General features: G+C 53.7%; 19 protein-coding genes. 17 read left to right on the plus strand and 2 right to left on the minus strand.

What is annotated here, in order from left to right:
- The first annotated feature begins 203 nt into the window (after positions 1 to 203).
- From ACTQZS_RS06310 to ACTQZS_RS06385, 16 genes are all read left to right on the plus strand, one after another.
- On the plus strand, positions 204 to 1,484 hold the full coding sequence (locus tag ACTQZS_RS06310) for a DUF4430 domain-containing protein (protein WP_441475069.1): 1,281 nt from the start codon (positions 204 to 206) through the stop codon (positions 1,482 to 1,484).
- Positions 1,474 to 2,577 (plus strand): energy-coupling factor transporter transmembrane component T, encoded by a 1,104-nt coding sequence (locus ACTQZS_RS06315; RefSeq protein ID WP_441475070.1) that lies wholly within the window; start codon positions 1,474 to 1,476, stop codon positions 2,575 to 2,577. The genes ACTQZS_RS06310 and ACTQZS_RS06315 overlap by 11 nt, the downstream gene beginning before the upstream one ends.
- Before the next feature lie 84 nt (positions 2,578 to 2,661).
- Complete coding sequence (locus tag ACTQZS_RS06320) at positions 2,662 to 4,542, plus strand: ABC transporter ATP-binding protein (RefSeq protein ID WP_441475071.1); 1,881 nt, start codon at positions 2,662 to 2,664, stop codon at positions 4,540 to 4,542.
- 45 nt (positions 4,543 to 4,587) lie between these two features.
- Complete coding sequence (locus tag ACTQZS_RS06325; RefSeq protein ID WP_441475072.1) at positions 4,588 to 5,454, plus strand: ECF transporter S component; 867 nt, start codon at positions 4,588 to 4,590, stop codon at positions 5,452 to 5,454.
- Between the two features lie 20 nt (positions 5,455 to 5,474).
- On the plus strand, positions 5,475 to 6,323 hold the full coding sequence (gene srtB, locus ACTQZS_RS06330; protein ID WP_441475073.1) for a class B sortase: 849 nt from the start codon (positions 5,475 to 5,477) through the stop codon (positions 6,321 to 6,323).
- A 223-nt stretch (positions 6,324 to 6,546) separates the two neighbouring features.
- On the plus strand, positions 6,547 to 7,911 hold the full coding sequence (locus ACTQZS_RS06335) for an adenosylcobinamide amidohydrolase (RefSeq protein ID WP_441475074.1): 1,365 nt from the start codon (positions 6,547 to 6,549) through the stop codon (positions 7,909 to 7,911).
- 30 nt (positions 7,912 to 7,941) lie between these two features.
- On the plus strand, positions 7,942 to 8,364 hold the full coding sequence (locus tag ACTQZS_RS06340; protein WP_441475075.1) for a C40 family peptidase: 423 nt from the start codon (positions 7,942 to 7,944) through the stop codon (positions 8,362 to 8,364).
- A gap of 172 nt (positions 8,365 to 8,536) precedes the next feature.
- On the plus strand, positions 8,537 to 8,914 hold the full coding sequence (locus ACTQZS_RS06345) for an ABC transporter transmembrane domain-containing protein (protein ID WP_441475185.1): 378 nt from the start codon (positions 8,537 to 8,539) through the stop codon (positions 8,912 to 8,914).
- Positions 8,915 to 9,116: 202 nt separating this feature from the next.
- A complete protein-coding gene (locus ACTQZS_RS06350; RefSeq protein WP_441475076.1) occupies positions 9,117 to 10,196 on the plus strand; it encodes an ABC transporter substrate-binding protein in 1,080 nt (359 codons plus the stop codon).
- 690 nt (positions 10,197 to 10,886) lie between these two features.
- Complete coding sequence (locus ACTQZS_RS06355) at positions 10,887 to 11,837, plus strand: ABC transporter permease (RefSeq protein ID WP_441475077.1); 951 nt, start codon at positions 10,887 to 10,889, stop codon at positions 11,835 to 11,837.
- Positions 11,838 to 12,635: an ABC transporter ATP-binding protein gene (locus tag ACTQZS_RS06360; protein WP_441475078.1), complete on the plus strand. Its 798-nt coding sequence runs from the start codon at positions 11,838 to 11,840 to the stop codon at positions 12,633 to 12,635. It begins immediately after the preceding gene.
- 368 nt (positions 12,636 to 13,003) lie between these two features.
- The gene (gene tadA, locus ACTQZS_RS06365) at positions 13,004 to 13,462 is read left to right on the plus strand and encodes a tRNA adenosine(34) deaminase TadA (protein WP_441475186.1); all 459 of its coding nucleotides are present in this window, start codon (positions 13,004 to 13,006) and stop codon (positions 13,460 to 13,462) included.
- A 164-nt stretch (positions 13,463 to 13,626) separates the two neighbouring features.
- Positions 13,627 to 13,893 carry a 30S ribosomal protein S15 gene (rpsO, locus tag ACTQZS_RS06370; RefSeq protein WP_441098961.1) on the plus strand — a complete coding sequence of 89 codons (267 nt, stop codon included), beginning with the start codon at positions 13,627 to 13,629 and terminating at the stop codon, positions 13,891 to 13,893.
- Positions 13,894 to 14,127: 234 nt separating this feature from the next.
- Positions 14,128 to 16,275 (plus strand): polyribonucleotide nucleotidyltransferase, encoded by a 2,148-nt coding sequence (locus ACTQZS_RS06375; protein WP_441475079.1) that lies wholly within the window; start codon positions 14,128 to 14,130, stop codon positions 16,273 to 16,275.
- 356 nt (positions 16,276 to 16,631) lie between these two features.
- Complete coding sequence (locus ACTQZS_RS06380; protein ID WP_441475080.1) at positions 16,632 to 19,139, plus strand: TIM-barrel domain-containing protein; 2,508 nt, start codon at positions 16,632 to 16,634, stop codon at positions 19,137 to 19,139.
- A 168-nt stretch (positions 19,140 to 19,307) separates the two neighbouring features.
- Positions 19,308 to 20,498: a trimethylamine corrinoid protein 2 gene (locus ACTQZS_RS06385; RefSeq protein ID WP_441475081.1), complete on the plus strand. Its 1,191-nt coding sequence runs from the start codon at positions 19,308 to 19,310 to the stop codon at positions 20,496 to 20,498.
- Positions 20,499 to 20,504: 6 nt separating this feature from the next.
- Here the strand turns inward: ACTQZS_RS06385 and dut are convergent, their stop codons facing one another.
- Positions 20,505 to 20,942, minus strand: coding sequence for a dUTP diphosphatase (gene dut, locus ACTQZS_RS06390; protein ID WP_441475082.1), 438 nt, complete (start codon positions 20,940 to 20,942; stop codon positions 20,505 to 20,507).
- Positions 20,939 to 21,286 (minus strand): DUF1292 domain-containing protein, encoded by a 348-nt coding sequence (locus ACTQZS_RS06395; RefSeq protein ID WP_441475083.1) that lies wholly within the window; start codon positions 21,284 to 21,286, stop codon positions 20,939 to 20,941. The genes dut and ACTQZS_RS06395 overlap by 4 nt, the downstream gene beginning before the upstream one ends.
- Positions 21,287 to 21,684: 398 nt before the next feature.
- On the opposite strand from ACTQZS_RS06395, the gene ACTQZS_RS06400 reads away from it, so the two are divergent.
- Entirely contained in the window at positions 21,685 to 24,531 is a 2,847-nt protein-coding gene (locus ACTQZS_RS06400; protein ID WP_441475084.1) for an NYN domain-containing protein, read from the plus strand.
- The last annotated feature ends 360 nt before the right edge of the window (positions 24,532 to 24,891 follow it).

A 24,891-nucleotide genomic window follows, 5' to 3' on the forward strand; every position in this document is an offset into this window, starting at 1 on the left:
TAACGAGATATGTTGGGGTCAAAAGGTCTTTTGCCCCCAAATGATGTCAATAATTATTTATTTTTTGAAACTTCTGGCATCATCAGATAACTTTTGTGGTGAATTTCAAATCAGACGGAAGCCGGACTGCGTGGCGCCTCTTACGGGGTACTGCGCCGGTTTCGGTCTGATGGTTTCGGTCTGGTACCGGGAGGCAGATGATCATGCGGAGGAAACTCAGAAAGGGGTTTGCCGCGTTTCTCGCCCTGTTTGTGCTGCTGGCCTGTCTGGCCGGATGCGGCGGCGTAAACAGCAGTCAAGTAACGCGGATGGACCGGGACGCGCAGAAGACGGCAGAGGAGGTTGTCTCTTCCTCTTCCGGCGGCGCGGAGACACTGGAGCGGGAGACAGAGTTGCCCGCGGACGGCGTGATAACGCAGAAGCAGATGGAGTCCATTGCGGGGAAGCAGGGAGAATACAGCTTCTACGCGATGGACAAGGAGACTGGAATCCTCTATACGTGGATTTACGACGGAGCCAGGATACAGAACCCTGTGGAACAGAATCTTAAAGTCAGCTTCCCGCAGGACAAAACGGAGGAGGTAAAGAAAGCGGCGGATCACGCATCGGTCGGGCTGGGGATCTCTCTGCCCAAGACCAACCTGGCCGCTCCGGCGCGCCTGCGCCTGACGCTTACGGAGAAGTGGGACGCGGACACGGTGATCCTGGTCGGCATGGCGGACGGCTCCCCGGAAAAGGTGACGGATGTCACAGTGGGGGAGACGGAGAAAGACGGCGGCAAGGTGACAACGCTGGAATTCCAGGTGCGAAAGACGGGAGACGTCTTTTATCTGGTCGGCGGGAAGTCCGCGGCCGCGGACAGCAGCTCCTCTTCGGTTTCTTCCTCTTCGGGATCGGCCGGAAGTGAAAAGGGATCACAAAGGACGGCCGCTGGCGGCAGCACGCAGGGAAGTGCTGCGCAGGGCGGCACCGGGACGGCCGGAAACACAGGCGCCGCGAAGAATACGGAAGGCAGCGGCGGCACAGACGGTACGGACGGGACAGGCGGTTCCGGCAGCGGAAACAGCGGATCGGCGCATACCTGTACCATCTCGATCGACTGTATGACTATCCTGAACAACATGGATAACCTGAAGAGCACCAAGACGTCCTTTGTTCCGGCGGATGGGTATATTTTGTACGCCTCGACGGTGGAGTACACCCCCGGCGAGACGGTCTACGACCTTCTGTACCGGATCTGCCGCGACACCGGCATCCAGATGGAGGCTGACTACACGCCGGTCTACAGCTCCTACTATGTGCGTGGCATCAACCAGCTGTACGAATTTGACTGCGGCGAGCTTTCCGGCTGGATGTACAGCGTAAACGGGTGGTTCCCGAACTACGGCTGCTCGAAATACACTATCAGCGACGGCGACGTGATCCAGTGGCGCTATACCTGCGACCTGGGCCGCGATGTGGGAGACCAGTATTATGACAACTGAGAAAGCCGGACAGTCCGCCCCGGCCGGCAGCGCGGGTGCAGAACATAGCACGGGTCCGGAAGGCAGTCCGTATATGGAGGGCAGACCGGGGGCGGGGCGCAGTTTTTGTGCGAAACGCAGGGCGGATGCCTTTTCGTCCTGCCATCCGGCCGTAAATTTTGTGTATTTTCTGGTGGTGCTTCTGACAACGGTTCTGATGACCCATCCGGTACTGCTTGGCATCTCCTTTGCGGGGGCGCTCTGCTATGCGGGGCGCCTGCGCGGCTGGAGGCCGGTGCTGAAATTTAATATTCTTTATTCTATTCCGGCAATGATTCTGGTCGCGCTGATCAACCCTCTGTTCAACCACTACGGCGTGACCTTTCTGTTTTATCTGAAAACAGGGCCGGTCACGGTCGAGGCGATTGTCTACGGCGTTGTCCTCTCCTCGATGCTTTTTATCTCCATCCTGTGGTTTTCCTGCTGCAACGTCGTGATGACGACGGACAAGTTTGTCTACCTGTTCGGGCGCGTCATTCCGGCGCTTTCGCTGGTTCTGTCCATGGTGTTCCGGTTTGTGCCCCGCTTTCACGCGCAGGCGAAAATTATCCGGAACGGGCAGAAGGCGGTCGGCAGGGACGCGGGCAGCGGTAACCTGATACAGAGAATCCGGCACTCGATTACGATCCTCTCAGTGCTGATCACCTGGGCGCTGGAGAACGCGATCGATACCTCGGATTCCATGCAGTCCCGCGGCTACGGGCTGCACGGGCGGACGGCGTTTTCGATTTTCCGCTTCGATGCCAGAGACGGGATGGCCTGCGGTGTTCTGGGCGCGTCCATGGCGGTTTTTCTGCTGGGCGCGTCGCAGGGCGTGACGACGGCGGTATATAATCCGTATATCAGCATCGGGGGCTGGCCGCTTACGCCGGCCGGCGTCCTCTGCTTTGCGGCGTGGGCGGTTATCTGCTTTTTTCCGTCCGTGCTTGGTGCGGTGGAGGATGCGCGGTTCGCCTCCCTTGCCAGGAAGGCGCGGCTGGAGAGGCATCTGCCCTGGTACCTGCAGGACCCGGTACAGCACGGGAAGGAAAGCTCCTCCCCGAGCACCGAATAACATAGACATAAGTACAGATACATGATGACTGCCGCGGTGCTTCCATCCGGAAATGCTCCGCGGCTGCCTGGGAGAGATTAAGACGTGCATATTTTAGAGGTGGAAGCGTTCAGCTTCCAGTATCCGGAGGCTTCGGCTCCTGCCCTGAAGCAGGTAGACATGTCAGTAGAGGAAGGCAGCTTTGTGGTGCTCTGCGGAAAAAGCGGATGCGGAAAGAGCACGCTGCTCCGGCAGTGCAAGAGCGTTCTTGCCCCGCACGGGCAGCGCAGCGGCGCGATACGCTACTGCGGCGTGCCGCTGGATGAGGTTTCCCACCGCACGCAGAGCGCGGAGATCGGCTACGTCCTGCAGAATCCGGACAACCAGATTGTGACGGACAAGGTCTGGCATGAGCTTGCCTTCGGGTTGGAAAGCCTGGGGTGCGACACGCCGACCATCCGTCTGCGGGTGGCGGAGATGGCGTCCTATTTCGGAATCCAGGACTGGTTTATGCGCAATGTGTCGGAGCTCTCCGGCGGGCAGAAGCAGCTGCTGAACCTGGCCTCTGTCATGGCCATGCACCCGCGGCTGCTGATTCTGGACGAGCCGACCAGCCAGCTGGATCCGATTGCCGCCTCGGATTTTCTGGAGACGGTGCGGAAGATCAACCGGGACATCGGAACGACCATTCTGCTTACCGAACACCGGTTGGAGGATGTCATACCGTGGGCGGACAGCCTTCTGGTTATGGACAGCGGGCGCATGATCGCAACGGGAACCCCATCGGAGATCGGACAGCGCCTTCACGATATGGGACACGACATGTTTCTCTCCATGCCCACGCCGATGCAGATTTACGCCGGGGTGACGGCGCGGGAGCAGAAAGCGCATGCACTTCCGTGTCCGCTGACGGTCAGCGAGGGACGCAGATGGATGCAGGAGTTGCTGGGTGCGGAAGCGGTGCGGACAGAACCGCAGCCCTCGGACGCGGCGGGCGCCAAAGAAAGAAATGGGAAACCCCAAAATCCGTCTGCGGGCAGAACAAGCCCGGAAGAGACTTTGGCGGCCTGCGGGGAAAGAGAAAAAGGAGCTTCGGCAGCCGCGGAGATGCCGGAACCTGCGGGCAAACGTAATCCGAAGGATGCCCGCGGCGGGGACATCCCGGCGATCCGGGTCCGGGATGTCTGGTTCCGCTATGACCGCGATCTGCCGGATGTCGTGCGCGGCCTCTCCATGGACGTGCGGCGCGGCGAGATTTTTGCGATTGTCGGCGGCAACGGCACGGGCAAGAGTACGACCATGAATCTGATTGCGCACATTCGTTTTCCCTACCGGGGGCGGATCTGGCTGAACGGCCGCGACATCAATAAGTATTCCGATGATGAGCTGTACCACGGTTTTCTGGGAGTGATGCCGCAGAACCCGCAGAGCCTCTTTGTAAAAAAGACGGTGCGGGAGGATCTGTACGAGATGATAGACGGAAAAAGGCAGAAAAAAACCTCTGCTTATCCGATTGACATGCCGAAAAAGGAAGCCGTGGAGGGTATCGTCTCGCTGACCATGCTGGAGGATCTGCTGGATCGTCATCCGTATGATCTGTCCGGCGGAGAGCAGCAGCGGCTGGCTCTTGCGAAGGTGCTGCTGCTGCGCCCGCAGATTCTGCTTATGGACGAGCCGACAAAGGGTATCGACAATTACTTCAAGCGGGATCTGGGGCAGATTCTGCGCCGGCTTACCGCCCATGGGGTGACGGTTCTGATGATCTCTCACGATGTGGAGTTCTGCGCTCAGTACGCGGACCGGGTGGGGCTGTTTTTCCAGGGCAATCTTGTCACAAGCAACACAACCCGCGCCTTTTTTGCGGGGAACAGCTTCTACACGACAGCGGCGAACCGGATGGCCCGTCACTTCTATCCGGATGCTGTCACCGCGGAGGATGTGATCACGGCGATGAACCGCACATTAGCCCAGAACCGCGAAAGCTGATATGGCGGAAGCCGGACGGAAAAGACTGGAAAGGAGAGACGATTCATGCTGGAGGAAGAAAAGCTTGACCGGTTTCTGGATGCTTTTCTGGAAAACAAGCGCCCGCAGCAGCCGGTAGACACGGATTTCCGCGACAGCGAGGCTGCGGCGCAGCCGGAGGATTCTGTTTTTGCGCAGGCACAGCAGATCCTCGTGGCTCCCTTGCACAAGGGAAAGCTGACAAAGCGCACCATTGTCTCCATTTTTATCATCCTGCTTCTGATACCGCTTACCATCTGGGTCGGCATTAATGTGTTCGGAGACAGAAAATATCTGGTCATCAGTCTGGTGATCCTGGTTTTTTCCATGCTGCCTTTTTTTATGGTGTTCGAGGGAAGAAAGCCGAAGGCGCGGGAGCTGATGATTATCGCGGTGATGACGGCTCTGGCGGTTGCTTCGCGTGCCGTGCTGTTCGCGTTTCCCAGCTTTAAGCCGGTGGAGACCTTTGCCATCCTTACCGGCGTGTGCTTCGGCGCGGAATCCGGTTTTCTGGTCGGATCGCTGACCATGCTCTCCTCCAATATGCTGTTCGGGCAGGGGCCGTGGACGCCCTGGCAGATGTTCTCGGCCGGCATCATCGGCTTTCTGGCCGGGATTCTGTACCAGAAGGGATGGCTGAAGGCCAGCCGCTGGTCTCTGTGCGTCTATGGTTTTCTGACCACGGTTTTTATCTACGGCGGCATTATGAATCCGGCGGCGCTGGTGATGAGCTCTTACGCGATTAACTGGAAGAACCTGCTGGCGATCTATATCTCCGGCGTGCCGGTGGATCTGGTACACGCGCTGGCAAACGTGCTGTGCCTCTGGTTTATCAGTCAGCCGATGCTGGAAAAGCTGGAGCGGATTAAGGTAAAATACGGTCTGATTGAATGAAGGGAAAGGAGTGCAGAAAAGTGCACAGTTGTATGGAACGGATTCGGAAATGGGCGCAGAGCCTGACACAGCGTCAGAAACTTATCATCCTTCGGGTGGTGATGGCCGCGGCGGCTGCGCTGATTGTTTTCGGCGCGGCGCGGATGTTCTGGCTGCAGAAGCAGTATGCGGACGCGGATCGGGAGTATGCAAAGGTACGGGAGCTGGCAGGTGTTACCGATCCGTCGGGGGATAACGACTTGGAGTCTGTCGGTACAGTTTCTTCTTCCTCATCGGGAAGTGCCGCGGCGCTTTTGCCCGGGGAGCTGCCGACGGTCGCGCTGGACAAGCTGCAGAAGGAGAATCCGGACACGGTCGGCTGGCTGTATGCGCCGGCGCTGGGAATCAACTATCCGATCATGCAGGATACGGACAACACGTACTATATTAAGCATACCTTTTCCGGCGGCCGCAATGACAGCGGCAGTATTTTCCTGGACGCGGAGGCAGCGGCGGACTTTTCCGATAAGAATACCTACATCTTCGGGCATAACATGCGGAACGGCTCCATGTTCGGGAGTCTGAAAAAGGTGCGGGAGACCGGGCTGGTATCGGAAAATCCGTATTTCTGGATTTACCGTGAGGACGGCTGGCACATGTACCAGATTTTCTCGTATCATAATGCCAATGCGGACCGGAAGGACATGGCCTTTCAGACGTCATTTGAGAATGATCAGGCGTATCAGCAGTTTCTGACCTACCTGCAGGAGCAGTCGGAGGAGGATCTGCATGTGGCGCTGGATGTGAACGACAAGATTGTCTCGCTGTCCACCTGCACCGGGGATTCCGCCGTGCGGCTTGTTGTGCACGGGAAGCTGGTGGACGTGTAAATCCACCGGCAGGTGAAAAGCGCTTACGCACGGACATAGTGCGCGGAGGTGGAAAAAGAGAATCTGCAGGAAGAAGGCCGGGCAGATTTCATCGGAGGAATACCCTCGGAACCTCGGAAACTTCTGTGGAGGCTCCGACCGCCAGAAAGCTCGTCGCACCACATCACAAATCTGAAATTCGGGCTTGACAGGAAGGAAAAGAAAGCGGAGAAAGAGAACAGAGATGGAAAATCTGAGCGGAGAAAAAAACGAAGCGGAAATGACATTCCGAAGGACAAACAGCAGCAGTATCTTTCACTTTAACAGCCCAAGAAAGACACTGTGCACCTCTCCTTTGAACGGAGGCATCCGGGAGGGAATTACCACCCTGATGAACATCAACTGCCAGGGCGACGGCTCCTATGAGGTTGTCATGAAAGAGGACGATTACGGGGAGGAGCTAGCGCGGCAGGTGCGGGAAGAGGGGGAGAATCCGGAAACTACGGTGGCCATGAGCACGGCGGCCTGGATCGAGCTGTCTGCGGAAGCAGAGGAAACCTATGAGGATCTGACCGTGCGCGCCGTGGTGTCCGGGGGAATTGAGCACAACGCGGTCAGTCCGGGAGATCCCACCTGGTATATGGAAAAGAACAGGCAGTATATCCCGGCTCCGGACGGCCGGGAGGACTGTCAGAAACGGATCGGGGGCACATCTGTCCGGAGCATGAGCCGGGAAGAACAGGCAGAGAAAGCAGGAAAAAAAGAACAGGGAGAACAGGCAGAGCAGGCAGGAGAAGAAGACCAGGCAGAACAGGAAGAGAAAGCGGGAAAAGAAGAACAGAAGGAGAAGACAGAAGCGGACGGGAAGGATCCCGGATTTATCGGAACCATCAATATTATTCTGATGGTAAACCAGCGCATGACGGACGCCGCCATGCTGCGCGCGCTGGTTTTGTGCTCGGAGGCGAAGGCGGCGGCGGTTCAGGAGCTGCTTCTGGGATCCTGCTATTCCCATGAAATTGCCACGGGGTCCGGGACAGACGGAACGATCATTGCTGCTCCGATGGAATCGGAATACCTGCTTACCACCGCCTCCGGCCATGTAAAGCTGGGGGAGCTGATCGGAAAGACCGTCAAAAAGGCGCTGAAAGAGGCTCTGGTGAAGCAGTCCTCCGCCTGTCCGGCCAGACAGTTCCAGATTCTCCAGCGAGTCCGGCGGCTCGGGCTGAACGTGGGAAGCTTCTGGGATTTCTATGAAAAAAACAGGGAATTGTTTCAGAAGGCCGGCGTCTGTTTCTCCGGCGCGGAGGATCTGGTGACCAGGCTCCAGGCAGTCAACCAGTCCTCCACAGGCGTTATCGTCACCTCTCTCTATGTTCATCTGATGGATCAGTACCGGTGGGGTCTGGTGATGTACCCGGAGGTCATCCGGGAAGGGAAGCGGCTGCTTCAGCAGAATCTGTACTGCGGGAACGGGAAGTTCCTCTGCGATGTCTTTCCGGAAGCGGTCTTAAATCCGGAGGAAGGGAAGAAATTCAATTCCGTGACACAGTATATGTATTTTCTGATGTTATATATGTGGGTTCTGACAGGAGCAAATCTGCACTGACAGACGGCCGGCGCATCGGATTCATCCGGGGTGTCTGAGACATTTGCGGGCATCCGGCCTGGCAGCTGCAGTACATGCCATCATCCGGGTTTTCCGCGATACTTGCGGGCATCCGGCCTCACCGGCGGACGGAACCTCTGGGGCGGCAATGATATCTACAACGGCTGCGACTGCTCCGGCCTGGTGCAGCAAATCTACGCACGGGTCGGTATTTCCCTGCCCAGGGTAGCGGAAGCGCAGTCGCAGGTCGGAACCAAGATCACACCAGCCTCCGCTCAGCCGGGAGACCTGATCTTCTACGCGGAAAACGGCTATATCTACCATGTGGCCATCTACGCAGGGGAGGGGAAAACAGTAGAAGCTTACGGCACGGATTACGGCATCCTCTCGACAACAGCCTTTTCCGGCCGCCCGGTCTGCTGGTGTACCAATGTCATAGACGAACTGAATTAACGCCGGAACGGCAGAAGGCAGAGAATGAGTATTCACAGAAGCTCGTTCTCTGCTTTTTCTGTTTCTGTCCAAATTCTGTCAGTTTCTGATGAGAAAGCCTGGGATTCTTGTCAGCAAATTGAAATGCAGGCAACTGGATTGTGTTTTTTGAGATGGAGGATAGATTTCTATCATTCTATCTGTTCTGCTTTCTTTTGTGAATCAGATTGTGATTGATCATTTTACAGAACAGCGTAGTTATACGGGTTCCCTGAACGCTGTCTTCCGGGAAAGCTTCCGCTGGATCCCTATGGCGGTTGTATCCTTAATTCTTGTTCAGATGGTACTGGGACTTTTGCGTAATTGGATGCAGATGCGTAAGTCGCTCAGGGTCAGCCATCATCTGATGGAAAGGTATTCTGAAAAGATTCATCATGTCCCGCTTCATGATCTGGAAAATTATCAGACGGGAGATTTGATCCGAAGAATTCTGAATGGTATCTTTTTTGGATATCCGGAAATGACTTGGCAAGAAAAGCAAGCCTTGAATGACCTGAAATCGCTGAAATGATGAAAAAGGCAAAGGGAGGAAAATAAAGTGAAAGTTAACAATTATTTTTTATAAGCTTCAGATTGACGGCCACCCCGGTATGTGGTAAATTATCTTTTAAATACTTTAATACAGCAACGTGTAACGCTTTTAAGCGTTAAAGCGTTTTGTATGATCCAGCAAAATCCAGCATCAAAACAGTAATATTTAGGGAGGACAAGAAATGAAATTAAAGAAAATTACATCCGTCTGCCTTTCAGCTGTCATGGCAGGAGCGCTTCTCGCCGGCTGTGGAAGCGGCTCTACAGCTTCTTCTGCGGCATCATCCGCAGATTCTTCCGCTTCGTCTGCGTCCGCTTCGGCATCGGTAACCGCCGCCTCCGCATCGGCCGCAAAAGCATCCGGAAAATATACGATCGGTATCTGCCAGCTCGTACAGCACCCGGCTCTTGACGCCGCAACAAAGGGCTTCGAAGACGAGCTTAAATCCGAACTCGGAGAAGACAACGTAACCTTTGACGAGCAGAATGCCGCAGGCGACGCCGCAACCGCGACACAGATCTGCACAAATCTTGTATCTGAAAATGTAGATCTGATTCTGGCAAACGCTACCGCCGCTCTTCAGTCTGCAGCTGCAGCGACAAGCACAATCCCGATCCTCGGAACTTCCATAACAGACTACGGCGTTGCGCTTGATATCGACGACTTCAACGGAACGGTCGGCGGCAACATCTCCGGAACATCCGACCTTCCTCCGCTTGATCAGCAGGCGGACATGGTTACCGTGCTTTTCCCAGATGCAAAAAATGTCGGCATCCTGTACTGCTCGGCTGAACCGAACTCCAAATATCAGGCGGATCAGGTGAAGGGCTATCTGGAAGACGCAGGACTCACCGTAAATGTCTACACTTTCTCTGACTCCAACGATGTAGCCTCCGTCACCGGAGAGGCATGCAACAACAGTGATGTTCTCTATATCCCGACCGACAACACAGCGGCTTCCTGCACCGAGGCCATCAACAATGTAGCCCTTCCGGCAAAGGTTCCGATCATTGCAGGTGAAGAGGGTATCATGGCCGGATGCGGCGTTGCCACCCTTTCCATCGATTACTACGGTCTTGGTCAGACGACCGGCAAGATGGCGGCACAGATCCTGAAAGGAGAGGCAGACATCTCCGAGATGCCGATTCAGTACTATGACAACCCTGTGAAAGAGTATAACCCGGACATCTGCGAAAAGCTCGGCATCACCGTACCGGACGGATACACCGCATATAAGGCCGACAGCTCCGACAGCGAATAAAATTCAATGATTTCACGCGCGAAAATCAAACATTTATGACACCAGCTGTCAATGTGTGATATACTATTCAACGTGTTCGTGAAACAGATCAATCAATGTTTCCCCACCAGGGTGTGAAGAGCACATGGTGGGGCTTTTACTGTATAAGCTCTTCGAAAACGCAGACAGGATCGTCGCACGCGAAGCGCGCGTAAGAGACTGTATGCGATTTCGAAGGCAACAGGTATGAGCACGAAGTGACGCATAAGCGGCACGGAAGTGCGAATACCTGTAGGATTGCGGGAGTGCGAAGCACGGAGCAATCCGTAGCTTATACAGTATGTAGCACGATGTATCTATAAGCTCTTCGAAAACGCAGACAGGCCGCCTGTCGCGAAGCGTGTGTAAGAGACTGTATGCGATTTCGAAGGCAACAGGTATGAGCACGAAGTGACGCGCAAGCGGCACGGAAGTGCGAATACCTGTAGGATTGCGAGAGTGCGAAGCACGGAGCAATCCGTAGCTTATACAGTATGTGGCACGACTTATACAGTATGTGTCACGATGTATCTATAAGCTCTTCGAAAACGCAGACAGGCCGCCTGCCGCGAAGCGCGGCATACATAATCCGGCCATCCGACAGATCTCCGGACACACCTTCGCCAGAAAAGCAACAACAGAGAAAACGAAAACCAGGAGGAACAATTATCTATGGAGGCATATTTCGCATCGCTGAACCCGATGGATCTGCTGGGCAGATTCCCCTCAGGCATTGCACAGGGCCTTATCTGGGGCACCATGGCTCTCGGCGTCTATATTACTTTCCGTCTGCTCGACATTGCAGACCTTTCCGTCGACGGAACCTTTTCGACCGGGGCAGCTGTAACGGTAATGCTGATTCTCGCGGGCTGGAACCCGTGGGCGGCACTTGTAATAGCTTTTATCGCGGGCCTGATCGCAGGGTCGGTCACCGGCCTCCTTCACACGGTATTCGGAATCCCGGCCATTCTCGCAGGAATTCTGACGCAGTACGGTCTGTACTCTATAAACCTCGTAATCATGAAGATGAAGGCCAACCAGGCTGTCAGTGTTGACAAATACAACCTGATCATCTCCGGGCGGAATGTACCGAATGCTATTCTGGTAGGCGGCATCTTCGCCATCGCCCTCATAGTCATTCTCTATCTCTTCTTCGGAACCGAGCTCGGATCGGCGATCCGCGCAACCGGCTGCAACCAGCAGATGGCAAAGGCACAGGGCATCAACATCAATATTATGAAGGTTCTCGGCCTCGCGATTTCCAACGGAATCGTAGCCGTTGCCGGTGGTCTTGCCGCTCAGTACTCCGGTTTTGCGGATGTCAACAGCGGACGCGGATCCATCGTCATTGGGCTTGCGGCTGTCATCATCGGAGAAGTACTCGGAGAAGCGATCCTCCACAAAAAGCTGAATTTCTTCGGCCGCCTGGTTTTTGTAATTGTCGGCGGCATCATCTACTATCTGGTATACACTCTGGTTCTGTGGCTGAAGATCGACTCGAACCTGATGAAGCTTTTCACCGCCATCATCGTCGCCGTCTTCCTTGCAGTGCCGTATCTGAAGGGACAGGCAAAAAGCTCCTTCAGCCGTGCCGGAAAAAACTCGAGATCGGAGGGAAAGTAAATGTTAGAGGTCAAAAACATCAGCAAAACATTTAACCCCGGAACCATAAATGAGAAGAAAGCTCTGCGAGGTGTCAGCCTCACGCTCAATGACGGTGATTTCGTGACCGTTATCGGCGGCAACGGTGCCGGAAAATCCACCCTTCTGAATGCCATTGCCGGTGTATGGCCGGTAGATACCGGATCCATCACAATTGACGGACAGAATGTGACGGGATTCCCGGATTACAGGCGCGCCAGCCTTATCGGCCGGGTCTTCCAAGATCCCATGACAGGAACTGCCGCAACCATGCAGATTGACGAGAATCTTGCGCTTGCCAAACGCCGCGGTGCCAGAAGAGGCCTCAGGTGGGGTGTAACCGCCGCGGAAAGAAACGAATACCGCGAGCAGCTCAAGATTCTGAACCTCGGCCTCGAAGACAGACTCACAGCCAAGGTCGGTCTCCTGTCAGGCGGCCAGCGGCAGGCACTTACCCTGCTCATGGCAACCCTGCAGAAACCGAAATTGCTGCTTCTCGACGAACACACAGCCGCTCTTGATCCGAAGACAGCCGAAAAGGTTCTCAACGCCACAGAAAAGATCATCAACCGCGATCATCTCACAGCGCTGATGATCACCCACAACATGAAGGACGCAATCACCCATGGAAACCGTCTGATCATGATGCATGAGGGGAATATCATCTACGATGTGTCCGGAGAGGAGAAGAAGAATCTTACTGTTTCCCAGCTTCTCGATAAATTCGAGGAGGTATCCGGCAATGAATTCGCAAATGACAAGATGATGCTCGGTATCTGACCACAGAAATTCTGAGAACAAAAGCAGGATAAAGCCGTCAGACAGGCATATCGAGCGTTAAGCACAGCATATGTTAAGCACAGCATATCCTGCTGACAGGGCACCACATTATGAATGACAAGAAAAGAAAAATCGAAATATCCTCCACGGCAGAACAAAAGGCCTTCCCGGCTGCCGGGGAGGATATTTTCCTCTTAAATAATAATAACAATAATATAGAGACCGACCGGACCGCACTTAAGGAGGACCGGCGCGCGGCAGACCGCGCCGCAAAGCAGGTCAAATGGGAGAAGAGAATGCGTCGGAAAAAGGCACAGGAGGACAGCGCCCGAAAAGAAGAAGAACGAAAAGATGCCGAAATCCGGTCCATGCATGAAAAATACATGAGAGCTGCCCTCGAGGAAGCGCAGAAGGCAGCCGCCCTCAGAGAGGTCCCCATCGGGTGCGTCATTGTAAAGCAAGGCACAATCCTCGCCCGCGGATACAACCGGCGCAACACTGACGCGAACACACTGTCTCACGCAGAGCTGAACGCCATCCGGGAGGCCAGCCATGCTCTCGGCGACTGGAGACTCGAGGGCTGCACCCTGTATGTAACTCTTGAGCCCTGCCAGATGTGCGCGGGTGCCATCGTCCAGTCCAGAATCGATGAGGTCGTCATCGGCTGCATGAATCCGAAAGCGGGCTGTGCCGGATCCGTTCTGAACCTCATGCAGGTACCCGCATTTAACCACCAGGTGAAGATTACGCGGGGAATTCTCGAGAAAGAATGCAGTCATCTCATCAGCAGCTTCTTCGAGCAGCTCCGTTCCGAAAAATCCGGATAAAGAAAATCCGAAAAACCCGAAAGATCCGGATAAAGAAAATCATTTACTTTTTCTATACGCTATGCTATATTGAGTGAGCATGAGTTTTAACCTTGATTCAGATCCCGGAAACTCCGACCAGATCTTAATCACAGGCGATTAGAAATATTCAGGAGGAAAATGAAATGATTACAAAAGAACTCAAACAGCAGATTATCAAAGAGTATGCAAGAACAGAGGGCGACACCGGTTCACCTGAGGTACAGGTTGCAATCCTCACCGAGAGAATCAAAGAGCTCACAGAGCATCTGAAGACAAACCACAAGGATCACCATTCCAGACGCGGTCTTCTGAAGATGGTAGGTAAGAGACGTGGACTTCTTGATTACCTCAAGAAGACAGATATCGAGAGATATCGTGCTCTGATCGAGAAGCTGGGACTTCGTAAGTAATCGAATCGCTTTCAGGGCGGGTAGGACTCACCTATCCGCCCTGTTTCCGTGTTTACAAGCAATGAGCCGCAGCCGACCGCGAAGCGTGACTCATCTCGTTTTTCGGAAACCGGGACAGATGTTCCGCACAAGGATCCGTCCGTTTTCAAAGAGTAACATCCGGCGCCGCAGCATGGCCTGCACGGTCATGGCGGTTCGGAACAATGGCATTCGCCGAGAAGTAAAGGAGTAAAGATGGAAGAAAACAAGACATTCTCAACCAGACTTGAGAACAACTACAAGACCTATGAAATGGACCTGGCTGGAAGAAAACTTTCCGTAGATATCGGGAGAGTAGGCAAGCAGGCAAACGGATGCGCGTTCATCCATTATGGCGACACCACACTTCTGTGCACCGCAACCGCTTCCAAAGAGCCGCGGGAGGGAATCGATTTTTTCCCGCTTTCCGTTGAATTTGAGGAGAAAATGTACTCGGTCGGCAAATTCCCGGGCGGCTTCAATAAGAGAGAGGGAAAAGCTTCCGAGCATGCCGTACTCACATCCCGTGTTATCGACCGCCCGATGAGGCCTCTTTTCCCGAAGGATTACAGAAACGATGTCACACTGAATAATATGGTGATGTCCGTTGATCCGGAATGTGACCCGGAAGTTGTCGCCATGCTCGGCGCGTCTCTCGCCACATCCATTTCCGATATTCCTTTTGACGGTCCCTGCGCCGCCACACAGATTGGAATGATCAACGGCGAATTTGTCATCAACCCGGGTTATGAGAAGAAGGCAGAATCAACGCTTGCACTGACCGTTGCCTCTACAAGAGAAAAGGTCATCATGATCGAAGCCGGCGCACAGGAAATTCCGGAGCAGAAGATGATCGAGGCCATTTATCTTGCCGATGAGACAAATAAAAAGGTTATTGCTTTCTTTGATCATATCGTGGCAGAGTGCGGAAAACCGAAACACACCTACGAGAGCTGCGCGGTTCCGGAGGAGCTTTTTGCCGCGATCCGCGAGGAGGTTCCGGATTCTGAGATGGAAGTTGCCGTGTTCACGGATGACAAGCAGACCAGAGAGAACAACATCGCCGCGATCACAGACAGACTGAAAGAGAAATTCGCGGACAACGAAGACTGGCTTGCCCTTCTGCCCGATGCTATCTACCAGTATCAGAAGAAGACTGTCCGCCGCATGATTCTGAAGGAGCATAAGAGACCGGACGGACGCCAGATCCGCCAGATCCGTCCTCTGGCAGCCGAGGTGGATGTCATCCCCCGTGTACACGGCTCCGCGATGTTCACCCGCGGACAGACACAGATCTGCGACGTTGTGACTCTCGCTCCTCTTTCCGAGGCGCAGAAGGTAGAGGGACTTGATCCCTATATCACAAAGAAGCGCTACATGCATCAGTACAACTTCCCGAGCTACTCTGTCGGTGAGACAAAGCCGTCCAGAGGACCGGGGCGCCGCGAAATCGGTCATGGCGCTCTTGCAGAGAGAGCTCTCCTTCCGGTTATGCCTTCGGAAGAGGAATTCCCATATGCAATCCGTGCCGTATCCGAGACCTTTGAGTCTAACGGTTCCACCTCACAGGCTTCCGTCTGTGCTTCTTCCATGGCTCTGATGGCTGCCGGCGTGCCGATTAAGAAGCCGGTTGCCGGAATTTCCTGCGGTCTTGTTACCGGAGATACCGACGACGATTATATCGTGCTCACAGACATTCAGGGTCTTGAAGACTTCTTCGGAGACATGGACTTCAAGGTTGCCGGAACACATGACGGCATCACCGCAATCCAGATGGATATCAAGATCCACGGCCTTACCCGTCAGATCGTGGAGGAAGCCATTTCCAGATGCAAGGAAGCCAGAGAGTATATTCTGACCGAGGTAATGGAGAAGGCAATCGCCGGACCGCGTCCAACTGTCAACGAGTACGCGCCGAAGATCGAGCAGATCAAGATTGATCCTGACAAGATCGGTGATGTTGTCGGCAAACAGGGAAAGAATATCAATGAGATCATCGCCCGCACGGGTGTAAAGATCGATATCGACGAAGACGGATCCGTCTCCATCTGCGGAACGGACCGCGCGAAGATGGATGAGGCCGAGAAATACATCGAGGTCATCACCACAGATTTCGAAAAGGATCAGGTTCTGAAAGGAAAGGTTATCAGCATCAAGGAGTTCGGTGCTTTCCTTGAGTTTGCTCCCGGCAAGGAGGGAATGGTTCACATTTCCAAGATTGCAAAGCAGCGTATCAATCACGTGGAGGATGTCCTCACCCTCGGCGATGTTGTAAAAGTTGTCTGCCTTGGAAAGGATCGCATGGGAAGGCTGAGCTTCTCCATCAAGGACTGCCCGAAAGACGCAAAGGCGATCAACGAATAATCAGCAGTATACATATTTATATGGGGAATCCCCTGCCATACACCAGAAGGTATGGCAGGGGATTTTTATGTTCATGCCCCGTCAGCGGGACGCCACGATGTGTATAAGCCAACGTGTCACTTATGTTCTTGCCCACTGGTGAGCAAGCTTCCCGTGGGCCAAGAACATTGCGGCTGGACTTCTACAGAAAAAAAGTACATAAAACGGACAAACCGGTGCATGGCAGTTTTTGGTACTTTTTTATAAAATGTAGTTGTAATTCGATCACGGAGCAATCCGAAGCTTATACAATAGGTGGAGCCCCGCCTGCGGGGCATGGACATTTATGAACAAGATATGGAAAGAGAAAATCCAGAATGAAGATACAAGATTGTCAGAAAATCAGCGATAACAAGATCCGGATCCGGACAGACCGGGGACTGCTTCTCGTCTCTGCAGAGGCGGAAAATATTATACGCTGCGTCTATACCGGAAGAGAGCAGGAAGCTTCCGTGTCTCCTCTTCAGATCAGGCACAACGAGTCCGCATGTCCGCTCGCGCTGGAGGTGCTGGATGGGGGTCTGCAAATTTCCACAAGCCTTCTCACACTCCGGATCAGGCAGGCAGACGGCTGTTTTGTCTGGATTCGAAGAAAAGATGGTTTTCAATTACTGGAAGAGGGAGAGAAAGAACTTACCGGGATTCCTGTCATGAAATACTCCACCTGCGGAGAGAAGCCAGTCATCCGCAGAGTGAAAACAGTAGACGGTGAAAGAAATTTTGTTGAAAACCTGAGGGAGGTTGAGGACCACAGAGCATATCGGGCGAAGCTTTCCTTCCGATTCCAACCCGGAGAACAGATCCACGGGCTCGGACAGGGGGAAGAGGGCATCTACAACTACAGAGGCCACACCCAGTACCTCTACCAGCACAACATGCGCATTCCGGTTCCTTTCCTGATCTCGGACAGAGGCTACGGTATCCTCGCGGACTGCGGAAGCCTCATGACCTTCAACGATGATGAGCGCGGCTCCTATCTCTTCTGCGACACCGTGGAACAGCTTGACTATTACTTTATCTCCGGGGACTCTGCGGATGCACTCATCGATGGATTCCGGCGACTGACGGGAAAGGCGGCGATGCTCCCGAAGTGGGCGTTCGGATACATCCAGTCCAGGGAAAAGTATTCCACGCAGGATGAACTCGTGGACGTCGCCGAAAAATACCGCCGGATCGGTGTCGGTCTCGACTGCGTCGTGCAGGACTGGAAGACCTGGCCGGCAGACGACTGGGGATGCAAGATTCTGGACAAAACACGCTATCCGGATATCCGGTCGGCAATCGACAGAATTCACGGACTCCATGTCCACACCATGGTGTCTGTCTGGCCGAATATGAATTACGGAACGAAAGATTATTGCGAGATGTCCGACGCGGGCTTCCTTCTCAATGACCTGGCGACCTATGACGCTTTTGACGAAAAAGCCAGAGAGCTGTACTGGAAGCAGTGCAGCCGTGAGCTTTTCTCCGGTGGCTTTGATTCCTGGTGGTGTGACTCCACAGAACCCTTTTCCGGTCCGGACTGGAACGGAGAGTATGAGCGGGAACCCTGGGAACGGTTTCTTCTTGTCGGCGGAGAGCACAAGAAATTCCTCGGCGCAGACCGGGCCAATCTCTATGCTCTCGCCCATGCCAGAGGCATTTTTGAAAACCAGAGAAAGGCGGATCCGAACCGCAGAGTCCTGAACCTCACCCGCTCCGGATATGCCGGAAGCCAGAAATACGGAACGGTTCTCTGGTCCGGCGACATCTCCGCAAGATGGGATGTGCTGAAAAAGCAGCTCCCCGAGGCGCTCAACATGGCGATGAGCGGCATGCCTTACTGGACCTTCGACATCGGAGGATTTTTCGTCGTACATGAAAACTGGGCTGCACGCGGCTGTGAGTGCAGCGGGGATCCTTCAATGAAATGGTTCTGGCGCGGCGACTACGAAAACGGGCTCAAGGACCCGGGCTACAGGGAACTGTATGTCCGCTGGTTTGAATTCGGCTCCTTCCTCCCGATGTTCCGCTCCCATGGAACCGATGTGCCGCGTGAAATCTGGAACTTCGGAAAGCCCGGCGATCCTTTTTACGATGCGCTGGAAAAAACGATCCGCACAAGATATCGCCTCATGCCCTATATTTATTCCATGGCAGGCGCGGTCGTACAGCAGAACAGCACCATGGTCCGGAGCTTGCTCTTTGATTTTCCCAATGACAGCAGGGCAGCTTCGCTTGATTCCGAGTACATGTTCGGGAAAAGCCTGCTGATTTGTCCGATCACCGATCCGATGTATTACGGCAGAGGCGGCAAACAGCTCAACGCCCCGAAAACCTGGACGGTCTACCTGCCGGAGGGAACCGGATGGTATGACTTCTACACGGACAACTATTATGAAGGCGGACAGACACTGACGCTCACGGTTTCTCTGGATCACATCCCTGTGTTTGTGCGGGCGGGAAGCATCCTGCCGATGGAGTCCGGCCTCACCTATGCAGAAGAAGTGCCCGACACGCCCTTTGAATTTCATCTGTACCCGCTTCGTCGTCCTGGGCAGAAAATTTCCCCTGTGCACCGGATTCTGTACTACGAGGATGACGGCGACGGATATGGTTATGAAACCGGAGCATTCCAGCAGATTCCCGTTATCTGGGATGAAAAAGAGAGCCTCTTCTCCATTGGCCCATCGCCCTTCCGTTTCAGGGGAGGTATCGCCGGCAGGGATATCCGCCTCGTATTTGCCGGCGGCGGAGAGCAGCTCTTCCGTTACCGGGGTGAAGAGCACACCGAACATCTTTCAGCTTCTTGCCGGTCACTGAGCCACATACCGGAGAAAGAATAACATACGAAAGGAAGCGCACAAATAATCAGGCGTAGAACAACACCCTCGAATAATCGATTGATATAATCGGTTGATATACAGGCCCTGAAATAAATCCGCAAACAAAGGATCTCCAATTCAGAGATTTGTTATTTCAATCCATAAAAAAGCAAAGTAAAGGAGAATGCAATGCAATACAAGGACAACTGGGATGAAACGAAAAAGAAATTTGACGGCTGGTGGCACCAGAGCAATACCGGAAGACCGCTGATGCACATCGTCGCGCGGAAACCGGAGATTGAACACCTGTCCGATGGTCAGCCGCACGAGGGAGGAATGGATCAGGTCTTCTGCCAGGGACTGTATTATGATCTGCCAGAAAATCTCAGATGGAAAGATATGGAGGACAAATATATGAACCCGGAGCGCATGGTACTCCGGTACCGCGACTTCTGTGAGAAGCATCTGTTCCTGGGAGAGGCATTTCCGAACATGGAGACCAACTTCGGACCAGGCTCCGTCGCGGCTTATCTCGGCTCTGATATCGGATTCAAGGAGGACACGGTCTGGTTCAAGCCCTGCATTGACGAAAATGAAGACTGGGAAGATGTTCCTCCGCTGAAATTTGACCCGGAAAACAAATGGCTTCGCAGACATCTCGAAGTGGTCGAAGGCTGCAGAAAATTCGCGGGCAATGATTTTTGCCTGGATATGCCGGATCTCATGGAAAACGTTGATGTGCTTTCCTCTCTCCGGGGCGCTCAGACCCTCATGATGGATATGATTGAAGACCCGGACTCCATTGAGGAGCGGGTCGGACAGGTGACCGACGCATATTTCGAGTTCTTTGACCGTTTCTATGATCTCGTCAGAACCCCTGACGGAGGCAATTCCTATTCCTGCTTCCAGATCTGGGCTCCGGGAAGAATGGCAAAGCTTCAGTGTGACGCCTCAGCCATGATGTCGGTTGACTTCTTTGATGAATTTGTTCTGGATTCGCTGAAAAAACAGACGCAGAAGCTCGACTATGCCATGTATCATCTGGATGGCCCCGGAGCCATCCGCCATCTCGATCATCTTATGGAAATTCCCGGCATCAATGCCCTTCAGTGGACACCGGGAGACACCGGTCCGGACGGTACTTACGAAGAGTGGGACAAGATCTATGACAAGGTAATTGCCTCCGGCAAATCCCTGTGGATCAAGGTATACAGCGGCGGCTTTGACGACTGGATCCGGAACTGCGACAGAATCGTCCGTAAATACGGCTCCGCGTCCATCATGTTCTATTACCCGGAGATGTCTCTGTCACAGGCTGAGCAGCTTCTGAAATACGCGGAAGAAAACTGGTCGGATATCAAAGGATCCTTTCGCGGATAATTAAGATCAGGATTTTCCGGTGCTTCCAAAGCCCCCTTCTCCCCGTTCCGTCTCGCCGAGCTGTTCCACTTCCTCAAACTCGGCGGGAAGGAAGGGAAGGATCACAAGCTGCGCAATCCGCTCTCCCGGAGTCACGCGTCGGGCTGTCTCCCCGTCATTGTGAACTGCGATCATAAAGGGACCCCGGTAATCCGCATCAACGACGCCGACACAGTTCGCCGGTCGGAGAGATTCCTTTGCGGCAAGTCCGCTTCTGGCAAAAATGGCTCCGAAATAGCCTTCCGGAATCTCCATCGACAAGCCTGTGCCAACCATAACCGTCGCATGAGGCTCAATTTCCACCGGAGTTTCCACGTCGGCATAGAGATCGTAGCCCGCAGCCGACGCACTTCCGCGCGTTGGCATCTTGGCGGTATCGGTCAGTTTCTTCACTCTGATTTTCATGTCTCATCCTCCGTAAGGTCAATATTTTTCGTCATAGCCTCGAAAATCTCCGAAGCCTCTGTGTATTCATCTTCACTTTCAATCTGTGTCACAACCGGTGCGCCTTCATCATCTGTATCAAAATGATACAGATACGCCGTACCTTTCGTACTTCCGTCCTCCGGAATCAGAACGATATATTTCTGCGCTGGTGTCTGGAAGATCCTGACGATTGTGCATCTCACGTCCCTTCCGTCCTCATACGTCAGTGTCAGACTTTCCTTATCCGTATCTATAAAAGAGCAGCCCTCCGTGCGGGCCCCACCTTCCGGCGCATTGTTCTTCTGTTCCCTTTCTTCCGCCATATTTTCCTCCATTTCAGACTGTTGAGTCAGCCATCCATATTCCTCTGGTTCAGGCTGCCTTGAGCCGGTCATCTATTTCCTTCTGATTGTACCTGTTTCCGGAGCATGTTACAATACTTCACAGAAAGATCTGTCTCCCCGGATGGCATGCGGTCAAGCTGATGTGTAGCATCCTCCGGAGGCAGTACGGAACGACGCCTATGCCCTGCAGGCATGACGCCGCAATATGAACGAGATAAAACACGCTGTGCGAGTTTTATCTCGCTATCGCGACGCTCGCCGCACACGAATGCTTCGCATTCGGCTGCGGCTCACTGTTCGCGTAAATAAGCTACAGATTGCTTCGTGCCTCGCACTTTCGCAATCTTACATATATGAGCAGAACAGAAGGATAAGCAATGAGCAGCAGACATATCACAGCAGGAATTCTGGCACATGTAGACGCAGGAAAGACAACTCTTTCCGAGAGTCTTCTGTACCTTTCCGGAAAAATACAGAAACAGGGAAGAGTCGATCATAAAGATGCCTATCTTGACACCTGGCAGCTTGAGAAAGACAGGGGCATCACTATTTTTTCCAAGCAGGCGGAGCTATCCTTCGGCGGCACCGACGGCCTCTCCGTAACCCTTCTGGACACACCGGGTCATATCGACTTTTCACCGGAAACAGAGCGGGTTCTTCAGGTTCTCGACTGCGCAATCCTGGTTATCAGCGCGGCGGACGGCGTCATCGGGCAGGTCCGGAATCTCTGGAATCTTCTCGCACATTACAGAATTCCGACATTTCTTTTCGTAAATAAGATGGATCAGCCGGGTGCGGACACCGCAGATCTTCTCCGCGATATCCGGGATAATCTCAGCTCGCAATGCGTGGATTTTACCGGAGTTCAGTTTGACCCTGTGCTGCAGATCCCGGAAAATCAGGCAGAGAATATTGCTGTCTGCGATGACCGTGTTCTGGAACACTATCTGGAGACAGAAGAGATCCGGGAGGACGATCTTCGCACCATGATCCGGGACCGGAAGCTCTTTCCCGTTTTCTTCGGATCCGCGCTGAGAAACGAAGGCGTCAGCGCGCTGATGCGGGCGATGGACGCTCTTACGCTGATGAAACATTATCCGGACGAATTCGGCGCGCGAATTTTCAAGATATCCCGCGACGATTCCGGAAACCGCCTGACCTGGATGAAGATCACCGGCGGCAGTCTCAGTGTCCGTTCTGTCATCTCTGTCAGAAATGAGGACAGCACAGGAGGCGGCGGAGAGAACACGGACCAGAAGGTCAACCAGATCCGTATCTACTCCGGCAAAAGCTTCGTGCAGGTGTCCCGGGTGGACGCAGGCTCCGTCTGTGCGGTTACCGGACCAGACAAAACCCGGATCGGAATGGGCCTCGGCTTTGAACATGACTCAGATGCATCCGTTCTCCAGCCGGTATGGAAGAGCCGCATCCTTCTTGCGCCGGACCAGGACAGAACCGAAGCTCTCCGGAATCTTCGGGTTCTTGAAGAGGAAGAGCCGCTTCTTCACATTGACCAGGATGACGCATCCGGTGAGATTTCTGCCCGCATCATGGGAAAGGTCCAGATGGAAATTCTGAAAGAGCTCTGTGCACAGCGGTTTAACATGCGGATTGATTTCGCACAGCCTTCGATCATGTACAAAGAGACCATAGCTGATTCCGTCGAGGGCGTGGGTCATTACGAGCCTCTGCGGCATTATGCAGAGGTGCACCTTCTGATGGAGCCCGGCGAGCCGGGAAGCGGGCTGGTTCTGGAATCCGACTGCAGCACCGATGATCTGGCTCTCAACTGGCAGCGCCTTATCCTGTCTCATCTGGAGGTGCAGCCGTTTCCGGGCGTTCTGACAGGATCGGAAATCACAGATATTAAGATCACCGTGATCGGCGGAAGAGCATCGGAAAAGCATACCTCCGGAGGGGATTTCCGACAGGCGGCACACAGAGCCGTCCGTCAGGGTCTGATGATGGCAAAAAATGTTCTCCTTGAGCCGGTCCTGCGGCTGCACGCAGAACTGCCGTCCGGGAGCATGGGCCGCTTCATGACAGATATCCAGAGAATGGAGGGATCCGCGGATCTTCGCGAGAATGACGGCAGCACTGCGGTCATCACAGGTTCTGTGCCCGCCGCTGCCCTCGGAGATTATCAGCAGGATTTTATGTCCTATACCCACGGACACGGAAGACTGAGTCTGACACTCAGGGGTTATGAGCCCTGCCGCCATCCCGAAGAGGTGATTCTCGAAAAGGGTTATGATCCCGAGGCGGATACCGATCATCCATCCTCCTCCGTATTCTGCTCCCACGGAGCCGGAATCCGGGTGCCGTGGAATCAGGTCCGGGACTATATGCACATCGACACCGGATGGCGTCCCGATATGAAATGGCTAACCGCAGAGGACCAGGAACTCTCTGCCGACGGTCTGAAAGCAGAAAATACAGAAAAGACAGTCGAAAATAAGATTTTTTCCGCGGGCTGGCAGAAAAAACACAGGACAAGAGAGAAATCATGGACAGAAGAGCAGCGCACCCGCGAAAACGAGGAAAATGAGCTGCAGCAGATTTTCGAAAAAGCCTACAGCGGATCGAGCTGGAACACTCCCATCCACAGTGCTGCGAACAGCTATTCAAATGAGACCGGAATATGGAGCCGTGACGGCTCTCTGGAAAGGGCGGAGAGAGACAAAACAGAGCAGAATAAATCGGAGAGCTGCGGAACAGCGGCCGCAAAATCAGCTGGTGAACAGACCTCCTCCGGCAAAAATCAACGCTCCGGAATCACCGGAGTCACTCCGAAGAAGGAGGATTATCTGCTGGTTGACGGATACAACATCATCTTCAGCTGGGAAGAACTCCGCAGCCTTGCGGCTTCCGGCATGGATGCCGCAAGAGACCGTCTGATCGACATTATGAGCAACTTCCACGGCACAAGATCCGGTACCCTGATTCTGGTTTTTGATGCGTATAAGGTGCCTGGCGGGAGAGGTGCGGTCTGCCGTTACCATAACATCTATGTTGTTTACACGAAGGAGGCGGAAACTGCAGACGCCTACATTGAAAAGACTGTACATAAAATCGGAAAGCAGGGCAATGTCACCGTCGCGACCTCCGACGGCCTCGAACAGGTGATCATCTTCGGGGAGGGCGCGCGCCGTATGTCTGCCCGGGAATTGCTGCTTGAAGTAGAAGCCTCCCGGAAGGAACTCCGTTCGACCTACCATTTATAATTACCTTTGATAACGGACTTCAATGATGGGTTTCGATGGCGGTCCTCGATAACAGCCATCGATAATGGTCTTCTATAATAGCTTTCGATAACAGCCCTCGATAATGATCTTCTATAATAGCTTTCGATAACAGCCTTCATAATGGCCTTCAAGATACAGAATCTGGCTTTCCCTGTATCCTGTCCTGTGATATAATTGGAACAGATTTTGGAATGTGTTACCGGATAAATATCTGTACATATATGATATTTATTTACAAGATCAGACACCTCTGCCTGCCATAAGCCGGCAACAGTCTGCTTCCGGCCCGGCGTGCAAAACGCCCTGCGTCGATCTGGCGCAGTCCGGTGTCTGATTTCA

Source organism: Bilifractor sp. LCP19S3_H10 (assembly GCF_052119185.1).
Lineage (GTDB): Bacteria > Bacillota > Clostridia > Lachnospirales > Lachnospiraceae > Bilifractor.